5 protein-coding genes are annotated in these 9,245 nt (G+C 37.8%); all 5 read left to right on the plus strand.

Annotated elements, in window-relative coordinates; all coding sequences use genetic code 11:
- The coding region (locus tag EO95_RS04655; protein ID WP_235282861.1) for a restriction endonuclease subunit S at nucleotides 1–587 on the plus strand (587 nt) is incomplete at its 5' end.
- A gap of 451 nt (nucleotides 588–1,038) precedes the next feature.
- Nucleotides 1,039–2,697, plus strand: a complete 1,659-nt coding sequence (locus EO95_RS04660; RefSeq protein WP_048132603.1) for an ATP-dependent endonuclease — start codon at nucleotides 1,039–1,041, stop codon at nucleotides 2,695–2,697.
- A gap of 76 nt (nucleotides 2,698–2,773) precedes the next feature.
- Nucleotides 2,774–5,671: a type I restriction endonuclease subunit R gene (locus EO95_RS04665; protein WP_048132604.1), complete on the plus strand. Its 2,898-nt coding sequence runs from the start codon at nucleotides 2,774–2,776 to the stop codon at nucleotides 5,669–5,671.
- Nucleotides 5,672–5,876: 205 nt separating this feature from the next.
- A complete protein-coding gene (locus EO95_RS04670) occupies nucleotides 5,877–7,673 on the plus strand; it encodes a DUF262 domain-containing protein (RefSeq protein WP_048132606.1) in 1,797 nt (598 codons plus the stop codon).
- Nucleotides 7,674–8,021: 348 nt separating this feature from the next.
- Nucleotides 8,022–9,245: AAA domain-containing protein (locus EO95_RS04675; protein ID WP_048132607.1), on the plus strand; the 1,224-nt coding region annotated here is incomplete at its 3' end.

Raw genomic sequence — 9,245 nt, forward strand, 5'->3', positions numbered from 1 at the left:
ACGGCATACGAGATAGGAGTCCGTCTCGTGGGCTCGGAGATGTGTATAAGAGACAGTATACAGACAGTGCAAGTGAAATAATAGTTGGTCCTAAATTTTTAAGAATAACTGACATTCAGGAAGGAAATGTGATTTGGAATAATGTTCCTTATTGTAATTGCTCTGGAAGTGACTTTGAGAAATATCAATTAATAGATGGAGATATTGTCTTTGCAAGAACTGGGGCTACTACAGGAAAAAGTTATTTAATAAAAAATCCTCCTATTGCAGTTTTTGCTTCGTATTTAATTAGAGTTCGAATAAATGAACTTTTTTACCCTGAGTTCGTTTCACATTTTTTCAAAAGTTCTATGTATTGGACACAAATAAATTCACATATATCGGGCAGTGCACAAGGTGGTGTTAATGCCAAGAAATTATCTAGTCTAAAAATTGTCCTACCAAAATTAGAAGAACAACTAAAGATAAGTAAATTTTTTGAGAATACAGAAAGTACTATTGAAGTTTATGTTAATCATGTTAAAAAATTATCCGAACTTAAAAGAAAATTGACACTTGAGTTGTTGTCAGGAAAACTAAATATTTGAGTATTAGTTTGCTTGGCTTTGTAGAAAACCTATCTAAATCAGTTTAAGTGGCTGAATTTAAATATATAAAAATATGTCAGTCCATTCAGTCCAAATTTATAGAGACTCATTATTTTAGAGGATTTCTACAAAGCCCACATACCTTTCAATCTTGAAACCTCACTGGAATTTTTATTTTTCTCTTATTTTATTTTTTTAGGTAACTATTCGGATAATAGTTGATTTTTGGAATTGCCAAACTGTCGTCATCCTACTCTTTTTTGAAAATCTACGATTAAATTGTAATAACATCAAATTAGAATATATTAATTCGAATATGAATTTATATAATAATCATAGATGGATATGAGAGTTGTTTGATATTTAATTTCAATACTTTTTTATATTTTTGCGTTATGGTAGGTTTACGGAAATTTAATCAAAAGTAAATTTCGCTTTGAGGGATTCCGCTTTGAAGATCAAGTCAATAACAATAAAAGGTATAAAATCTTATCATGAAACAAGTTTCAACTCTGAGAATTATAATATTCTGATTGGGGAAAACAACACCGGGAAAAGTAACATTCTTTTTGCGATTAGATGGTTTTTCAACGAAGTTAAATTAAGTGAAAAAGATGTCAATCAACAATATAGTGGAAATCCCTCAATAAGAATCGATTTTTCATTTGAAGAAGGAGATCAAATTCCTGAGCAAATTGCAGAATATGTAGAAAACAATACACTTGAACTTGAGGCATTTGCTGATCGTAATTTTTCGGAAAAAAAAGAACAGACACCACGTTATCGAGTCCAAGATACTGGAATTTCAAATCCCAAAGTCAAAACCCTGCTGGAGAAAATAGACCTTATTTATGTACCTTCAGTTAGGAAAGTGGATGAAGAGTTTAAATTTACTGCAAATTCAACTATTAATCGACTTTTAACGAAGTACGTGATCGAGTCTTTAGAAACAAATGCTGAATTCAAAAGACTCTATGTAAATGTCTCAGACTCTATCAAAGAACTTTCCGAGCTTATTGAAAGTACTGGATTTAGTGATTTAAAATCATCTCTTGAAAGCTACATGCTGGATTATGGAAATATTGGGATAAATTTCAGACTTAATCCTCCTGAAGTAGACGATTTAATCAAAAAGTCATTTGAAGCATTTACAGAGAACGGTCAAAACGGAGAATTGCCGATTGAATCCCAGGGAATGGGTTTTCAAAGGTCCCTCATATTTTCCCTTCTCTGCAACGTTGCAGAGTTAAGCACTTCATCTGAAAAGTTAACCCTATACTTAATTGAAGAACCTGAACTATTCCTTCATCCTAATCAGCAAAAGCATTTCAGGAACAAATTAATTTCACTTTCGCAAAATGATCAAGTATTCGTAACTTCACACTCTCCTTATTTTGTAAGCAATATTCGCAATTATTCACAAATTAAGAAAATATCTATTAACAACGGAATTTCATCTCTTTGTGAAATTACCCATGAGAATTTATCTGAAATCTGTAGGAAAAATGGGGAACTAATGGTAAAGGCATATACCGATTACAATAACTTAACAATTCAGCAAATCTCCGATGAAATCGCAAAGATTGCAAATGAGGATGAATTACGTTACCTATTGTGGATCGATCCTCAGAGATCAAATGCATTCCTTAGTAAGAAGGTCTTATTAGTAGAAGGGCCTACGGAAAAAGCCCTATTTTCGTTCATGTTTGAGAACGAGCTTGGGGAATTTTACACCTCACATACTACCTCTGATATAATGGTTGTCGATGTCATCGGGAAATTCCACTTTTATAAATTTGCAAATTTATTGAATAATCTAGGCATCAAAACATGGATTCTTTACGATGGAGATAACGATAAAGAAAGGCCCCCAATATCTCATAAAAAACTAAACGAATATATCGAAGATATGAAAAATGAAGGGATTATTGTTGATTGTTTAAGGGCAGATAGAGATATTGAGTCTTTTTTGGAACTTGAAAAAGATGGGCGTAAACCAGATATTTCTCTTTATTCTCACTTGGTAAACAACTCAAATAATTGTAGAGACTGTGTTAACTATGAAAAAGTAGTTTCATTTGTTGAAGATATACTTTCCATAAATCATTAAGAAACTATCAATTTGAGCAGTGATTAAGGAATTGCTGAATCATTCATAAATTGTAGGGTTCATACGGGGTCTTTTAGTGTTTAATGAAGCAAATTCGGTTGAAAATTTTGTGCGGGACCTGCTAACAAACATTGGATGGAAGTTTGTTCCGAGAAGCGAACTCAACAGAGCAGAGTATGAAGTACTGGTAGAACCAGATATTGTAAAAGCCTTAATCAGACTGAACCCTCTTATTGCAGAAAACCCTAGCCGTGCAGATGAAATCATCTATAAATTAAGAGCTATTCTCATTTCGGTCAGAGGCGTAGGGCTTGTAAAAGCCAATGATGAATTTTCCCGGTGGCTCAAAAATGAAAAAACCATGCCTTTTGGAGAGAGAGGGGAACACGTTTCCATAAAATTGATTGATTATGAGAACCCGGAAAACAATGAATTCATAGTTACCACACAGTACAGCTTCACACCAAAAAGGGACCTGAACAGAAGACCGGATCTCGTACTGCTGGTAAACGGGATTCCTCTGGTCATAGGGGAAGCAAAAAGTCCGGTGAGACCCTCTATATCCTGGCTTGATGGGGCTATTCAGCTTGATGAGTACCAGAAATCCGTTCCGGAATTATTTGTATCAAATGTTTTCTGTTTTGCAAGTGAAGGGAAAAACTACCGTGTAGGGTCGATCAAGCTTCCGATTGAAAAGTGGCAACCCTGGAGGAGAACTACAGATACTGCTTTTGAACATCTGGAAGAAGTGCAAAATGCTGTAAATCTGATGTTGAGTCCGGAAACTGTGCTTGCTATCGCGAAGAATTTTTCAATATTCAGTACGGATCAAAACGGTCAGAAAATTAAGGTTCTCTGTAGATACCAGCAGTACGAAGCAACGAAGCAGATTATTAAAAGGGTCATTGAAGGCAGGATAAAAAAAGGGCTTATCTGGCATTTCCAGGGGTCGGGAAAGTCTCTGTTGATGGTGTATGCAGCCATGCAGCTCCGGCAGAATCCGGAACTTAAAAGTCCCACAGTTATTGTTGTTGTGGATAGGCTTGACCTGAATTCCCAGATTAGCGGGACATTCAATGCTTCCAATATCCCGAACACCGTAACAACGGAATCAAGGGACGAACTAAAGAAGTTGCTGGAACAGGATACCCGAAAAATTATCATAACCACGATACACAAATTTGCGGAAGCTGACGGGGTATTAAACGGAAGGGAAAACATCATTGTCCTGGTAGATGAGGCACACCGGACTCAGGAAGGGGATCTGGGCAAAAAGATGAGGGAAGCCCTTCCGAATGCTTTTCTCTTTGGACTTACCGGCACCCCGATAAATACGCGAGATAGGAATACTTTCTGGGCTTTCGGGGCTGAAGAAGATGAAAGCGGGTACATGAATAAATACAGCTTTGAACAGTCCCTCAAAGACAAAGCAACCCTTCCGATCTATTTTGTGCCAAGGCCCGTGGAGCTGCATATAGACCAGAACTCGATTGATGAAGCCTTCCATGAGATGATTGACCAGCTGGAGGAAGACGATAAGATTCAGCTATCGAAACGTGCCGCAAAATTCGGTGTACTTGTAAAATCTCCAGACCGGATAAGAAAAGTTTGTAGAAATATTGTGGACCACTATAAGCAGCATATCGAACCAGGCAATTTTAAAGGGCAGATTGTCACTTTTGACAGAGAAGCGTGTCATCTCTATAAACAGGAAATTGATAAATATCTGGACCCAGAGGAATCTGCTGTGGTCATGACCCTCGGGCAGGGAGATTCGGAAGATTGGAAGAAAAAGTACTCATTGACTGATGATGAACTTACAAAACTGCTGGATCGTTTCAGAGACCTGGCTGACCCGCTCCGACTCTTGATTGTAACCTCTAAACTTTTAACGGGTTTTGATGCCCCAATAAATGAGGTCATGTATCTCGATAAACCCATGAAAGATCATACTCTTCTCCAGGCAATCTGCCGGGTAAACCGTCCTTATCCAAACAAAGATCATGGGCTTGTAGTTGATTATCTTGGCATCTTTGATAATGTTGCAAATGCTCTCAATTTTGACATCAAAGAGATACAGAATGTAATATCCAATCTCAACAAATTAAAAGAGGAATTTCCATCTGCTCTTGAGACATGTTTGGCTCACTTTGAAGGGGTTGACCGGAGCCTTGAAGGATACGAAGGGTTGCTTCCCGCTCAGGACTGTCTGCTTACAAATGAACTGAGAGATCAGTTTGCGGCAGACTATTCCTACCTTGCACGCCACTGGGAAGCACTCTCTCCAGACTCATTTTTAAATCCGTATGAAACCGATTACAAATGGTTGACTCAGGTATATCAGTCTATTAAACCGACCAGCGGCAATGGAAAGCTTATATGGTACGTGCTTGGCCCTAAAACTCTCTACCTGATACATGAGAACACCACCGTTCAAACAATTCGAGATGATCTTGAAACTCTTATAATGGATGCAGATATCCTCGAAAAAATCTCAGAAAAAGAAGCATCCGGGAAAGCTAAAGACATTGAAATAAAGATTGAGTGGAAGCTGCACAAGAATAAAAACGATCCACGGTTTGAAGAACTGGGTAAAAAGCTGGAAGATCTAAAAAACAAACATTATAAAAACACAATCAATAGCATTGAATTCTTAAAAGGGCTTTTGGAGATTGCAAAAGAAACTGTTAAACTGGAAAGAGAAATTCCCGCTGAACCTGTCGATAATACAAAGGAAGCTCTGACTCAGTTATTTATGGAATGTAAAATCGAACAAACTCCAGTTATAGTAGAAAAAATCGTAAATGACATCGATAGCGTCGTAAAATATACCCGGTTTGAAGGTTGGCAATGGACTGATACGGGTGAAAAAGAGATTAAAAAAGCTCTGCGCAAAACTCTGTTGAAATACAAGCTTCATAAAGATCAGGAGCTTTTTGATAAAGCTTATGAGTATCTAAGGGAACACTATTAATTTTAGGAATTCGGATTCATTTTTTTCGTTAGCAGTTGATCATTTCGCAAGCAATATTTTCAACTGATAGTCTTTTCTTATTCTATTGATTTTCCACTTATTCCACCCAAACAAATTGGAAACATTTTTAAAAAATCCCTATTATTAGATAGATAGATCCTGAAAGTATTAGGCATATAGATCTTGGAAATAATAGAGGCTAAAAATGAGTGCAGTTACAACCTTTGACAGTACCAAATCGTTCTTAAAAGATATCCTGAAGGACACTACAACAGGAAAAATTCAACTCCCTGATTTTCAGCGTGGATGGGTCTGGGATGACGAACGAATAAAAAGCTTACTTGCAAGTGTTTCCCTTTCGTTTCCTATTGGTGCTGTAATGATGCTTCAAACTGGAAATGATGATGTTCGGTTTAAGCCACGGCTCATCGAAGGGCTGATACTTGAACCACAACCAAAACCGGGACAGCTGATTCTTGATGGACAACAAAGGTTAACCGCACTCTATCAAGCCATTTTGAGAAAAGAAGCAGTTGACACTGAAGATATAAGGAAAAAACAGATTAAAAAATATTATTACATCGACATCGAAAAGTCTCTCAATCCATACATAGATAGAGAAGAGTGTATAAGGAGCATCGCTGAGGATAGATTTGTCAGAAACTTCAGAGGGGAGCCTATTGAGGATTATTCCACACCTGAGAATGAGTTTGAAGCAGGTCTATTCCCACTCAACCAGATTCTGGATAGCTCTAATTGGCGAATGGCCTATCAGGAGTACTGGTGGAACAGAGAAAACGGAAAAAACAAGATAAGGCTGTTCAACGATTTTGAAAAGGAAATAATCAGCCGATTTGTGGAATACCAGATCCCCCTTATAATGATGAACAATGGCACACCAAAAGAAGCTGTCTGTCTTGTTTTTGAAAAAGTCAATACTGGCGGTGTAACACTTACTGTGTTTGAACTTCTTACAGCAACCTTTGCTGCGGATAATTTCAATCTCAGAGTTGATTGGGAGAGAGTCCGTAATAAGCACCTGAAGAAATATTCCGTGCTACAAGGTATAGAAAACACAGATTTCCTTCAAGCAGTGTGTCTTCTAGCTACCCGTGCAAGGAAATTGAAAAAGTTGGAGGAAGGAGAAACTGAAGAAAAAGCTCCTGCCGTCAGCTGCAAACGTAAAGATATTCTGAAATTGAAACTTGAAGAATACACCGAAAATGCTGATAAGGTAGCTCAAGGTTTTGAAAAAGCTGCAAAGCTCCTTAATATTCAAAACATATTCATGTCCAGGGATATTCCCTACAGGACCCAGATTACTCCACTAGCTGCTACTCTTGCGGTTTTAGGTGAAGGGGCGGACACAGACGGAGTTCGAAATAAAATTTTCCAGTGGTATTGGTGCGGTGTATTGGGAGAATTATATGGAAGTACCGTTGAGACCCGTTTTGCGAAAGATTTACTTGAACTCCTTGAATGGATTAATGGGGGTCCCGAACCTACAACAGTAAGAGAAGCAAGCTTTGACCCGGAACGTCTCAACACACTTAGAACCCGTAACAGTGCAGCGTACAAAGGAATTTATGCTCTTCTCATGAGAGACGGGGGCATAGACTTTAGAACCGGCGAGCCGATTGATATTCAGACTTATTCTGATGACAGCATTGATATTCATCACATCTTTCCTCAAGATTGGTGTAAAAACAGTGGAATCAGTCAGGATGAATACAACAGCATAATCAACAAAACCCCTCTTTCTGCAAAAACCAATCGCATTATAGGTGGCAATGCGCCGAGTTCCTACATAGAAAGACTTCAAAAAATAGCCGGAATTGATGAGTTAAGGATGGATGAGATACTTGCAAGTCATGTGGTAGAACCTGCGCTTATCAGAAACGATAACTTTGAAGAGTTTTTTGAAACTCGCAAAAAAGCCATTCTTAAAAGGATTGAAAAAGCAATGGGAAAGCCTGTTATTCACAGGGACGAAGAGCAGTAACAAATTACTTCCTTTATACCAAGTTCTTTTTTTTCTTTTTCCTAATAATTATACCGCTTTCTTCAAAAACCGCATAAAATCTTAAGCTTTTTTAACCAAAAAACGGGATTTCTGTGTATTTTAGGCGAAAAATTGTTAGTAGCGTTTATCGGATTCATTTAAAGTCTAAATTTGGTCTATATTTATATTTTGTGTATTTCCTTGAAAATAATTATATTAAAATGATATGCGAAAAGATTTTTTCTCCATTTCAATTCCACATTTTAAATAAATATGAGAGATATTGAATATAAAATGAGAATGCTTATATAATTTCATCTGGTCCTCTTTTTTAAGAGGTATTCTTAAATGGATTTTGGGAACAATGGGACAAATAGCCTTAGATCTCCAGCTTTAACTAAAGAAAAAATATCTCAGTTAATTGACTGGTTAGAATTCGAAAAAGCCAGGATGGAAAAGGAAAAACAGACTTTTGTGAGAGTAGACGTGATTGCACTTAACTATAAAAGGATCAAAGCAAAGAACTTTTATTATGCTGATTTTAGAGTTAGGAGTGAGAGTCTCAAGTACATTGAACGGAGATATAGCCCTTTTGTAATCAGGGAGAACAAGGTATTCAAAGTAAACTACAAGTTAGGGACCTGTGTAAAGTGTGAGTCAATAACTGATTTTACTCTTGTATTTGAGGAAGACCCTGAGCTTGCTACTACAAAAGAATACGTGATGGAAACCGTTCCTCCGGTGGAGATTGTAAACCGGCAGATCAGAATACTTCAAGAGATGCTTTTAGGCCATCACCCAACCCTGAAATCAATACTTTTTGGTACTTATCAGCCTGCCCCCTACATAGATATTGCTGAGATAATCAATCCTAAACTGAACCCTTTCCAGAAAAAAGCTGCTAAAAAAGCGTTAGGAACGCAAGACTTCCACCTGATTTTGGGACCTCCAGGTACGGGTAAAACAACCATTATTAGCGAGCTTTGTGAGAAGTTCGCGGCCAGAGGAGAAAAGGTACTGCTGGCTTCCTGGATGAATGTTGCAATTGACAATGCCTTACAGGCAGTACTGAAAGGAAATAAAGTGGATGAAAATCTTATATGTCGGCTAGGTGCCGGGGACTTTAAAGTAGCTGAAGATATTTTGCCCATAACCCTTACCGGAAGGCTGATCAGGAGTGAACTCCTTAGGAAAAAAGTAGTAGGTTCAACTCTGGCAAGTGCTTATAAAGCTGTTCCGGAATCTAATGATCTTTTTGATGTTGTTATTGTTGACGAAGCAGGAGCTGCAACCCTTCCACAGACTCTTCTGGCTCTTGTGCTTGGAAAGAAATTCATTCTTATTGGAGATCACCGCCAGCTTCCACCTGTGGTTTCAGACGAAAATTGCGCAGAATGGATAAGGGAAAGCCTGTTTGAAAAATTGTGGAAAATGTATCCACAAAAGCACAGTATGTTGAACGAGCAGTACCGTATGGATCCTGCAATCGCAGACATCATCTCCAGGACAGTGTACCACGACCTGGGAGCTGTCTCTTATACACATCTGACGCTGCCGACGAATAGAGAGGTG

Origin of the sequence: Methanosarcina sp. 1.H.T.1A.1 (genome assembly GCF_000979295.1) — an archaeon.
Lineage (GTDB): Archaea > Halobacteriota > Methanosarcinia > Methanosarcinales > Methanosarcinaceae > Methanosarcina.